The sequence below is a fragment of the Oleiphilus sp. HI0123 genome (genome assembly GCF_001635315.1).
In genome coordinates this window covers 1-1846 of the sequence record NZ_LWGE01001619.1, presented here as the reverse complement: position 1 = coordinate 1846, position 1846 = coordinate 1, and the positions used below count along the sequence as shown (strand labels likewise).

Genomic DNA, 1846 nt, shown 5'->3' with positions numbered 1-1846 from the left:
TCGCTCGCTTAAAGCACCGAGCGGTTGCCGGGACAGTTTCTGCGAGCATGTCTCCATCTCGAAAGTGAAGGTGCCAGTCATCGGGGGCTTGAATAGTGATTTCTTGCATGGGATATCCTGAATCAAAAATTTAAGCTTATATTATGCCTGAAAATATAGGCTTCAGGAAATTCAGGGTGGGAGGACAAGGTATGGATGACTAACTTGTCTGGAGGGATCTCAGGCGCTTACTTTGCCAACTCTATTTTGCCAAGCAGGCCTGCATGGTCTGAGAGGTAAGCCCGCTGGTATTAGGCATATCTCCGTTTGACTGCTTGGCACGTAAAATTCTCAAACGCTCAATTGTGCGACCTTTCGGGTTAATTGAAATGTGACCGGCGCATTTTTTTATCCGTATTTCCCATCTACACGGGGGCTTGTCCATACGGGAATAAAGGCTAGGCAGAATAATGAAAATGCTATGATCCACAGACCACCGGAAATATTGACCCAAAGCAAGTGACTACCCGGAGCAATGGCTGGTAGAAAAAACCTAATGATGGCAGCCAGAGAAAGAATAAGCAGGGCGGGCCCTAAAGTCTTTGGTAGATGCTTAAGGTTTCGCCCTGTATGGCCCGTTGATACGCGTGCCATCATGCCCATGGTCATAACGCCAATAGCGCCGACAGCAAAAGCATGTATGGACAAATAAGGCGACAGTGAAAGTCTGGTTTCAAATACAAAAATTAAAAAGCCGATGGTAATTGAACCCAGGGTTACGAAGAAACTCCATAGCAAAGGGGATTTCCATATACCTGATGTATACCAGCCGATCATACGTATGGTCGTGATAATGACCATGAGTGCCGCAGCAGTCTGCGCGAGGGTGATATAGTTGGTAAAGAGGGTTGCGATAAAAAACACTAAAAAGACCAGCATACTTGAGATATCGAGAATTCTAGAGTTAAACAAGGTCACTTCGTAGCCTACCCCTCGTTCAATAAAAAGAGGAATAATCCGACGCCCGATGGTCAGGATCAGACCGACAACGATATAGAGGCCTGCGTAGAGGGATGTATGTGCACCTGAATCACTAAAACCAAGTGCTTGAGCATAGAAAAAGGCATTCCCGACTGCAATCAGCACTAGCTTCGAAAGAATCGCCATTTGACGCCATTGTTTGACTTGGATGATCGGCTTGGCAATAGCGTAGCCGAGACAAACGATAAAGATGAGGTCGAAGAATGCAGCGAGTGATAGTACGTTAATCAGCCACATTAGGCGTGCCAGGGCCCACAAAGAAAAGAGGATCATGAGCGGTTTGCCGTGAGGAGTCTGTAGGCCGGTCCAGTTTTTTACTGCGGTTAACAAAAAGCCGGCGATTACTGCCACGGCGTAGCCATAGATCATTTCATGAGCGTGCCATTGAAAAGGGCTGATGCTATTTGAATTAAAAGACCAGGCTTGGTTTAGAAAGAGTAACCATACGGCGATGCTGACTAAAGAAAGGAGGCTAGCACCGGCGAAAAATGCACGAAAGCCAAGGTTGAATAATGCTGGGTGTTGAGAGCTGAGCTCGTGTTTAGGTTGCATTGACGATTCCTATGCCAGCTAGTGAGGATTGTATCACTATGACTATGGTTATTTTGTGTAGGTAGCGGGTTTCATACCGTGCTTAGCTGAAGGCATGTACTAGCCCGCTAGCGAGCTATGGAAAGCTCTGCCTACTAAGTAATCAATCTTTAAGGCTAGAGGGGGGGCAAGGAAGAATCAATACCTAAAAAGTAGCAAATGATCTATTAAGGTACAAGACTCAGAGCCTTTTTATAGTGCGCGGCCAAAGGCCGAGCCTGCCTTAGGATGCTAT

The 1846-nt window shown here is 46.4% G+C and carries 1 protein-coding gene and 1 pseudogene; both read right to left on the bottom strand.

Annotated features, from left to right (window positions below; all coding sequences use genetic code 11):
- Positions 1–109 (bottom strand): annotated as a pseudogene (locus A3761_RS28670) (dihydroorotase); the annotation flags it as partial.
- Positions 110–387: 278 nt separating this feature from the next.
- Positions 388–1572, bottom strand: coding sequence for an NnrS family protein (locus tag A3761_RS21715; RefSeq protein ID WP_068516770.1), 1185 nt, complete (start codon positions 1570–1572; stop codon positions 388–390).
- Positions 1573–1846 lie beyond the last annotated feature (274 nt).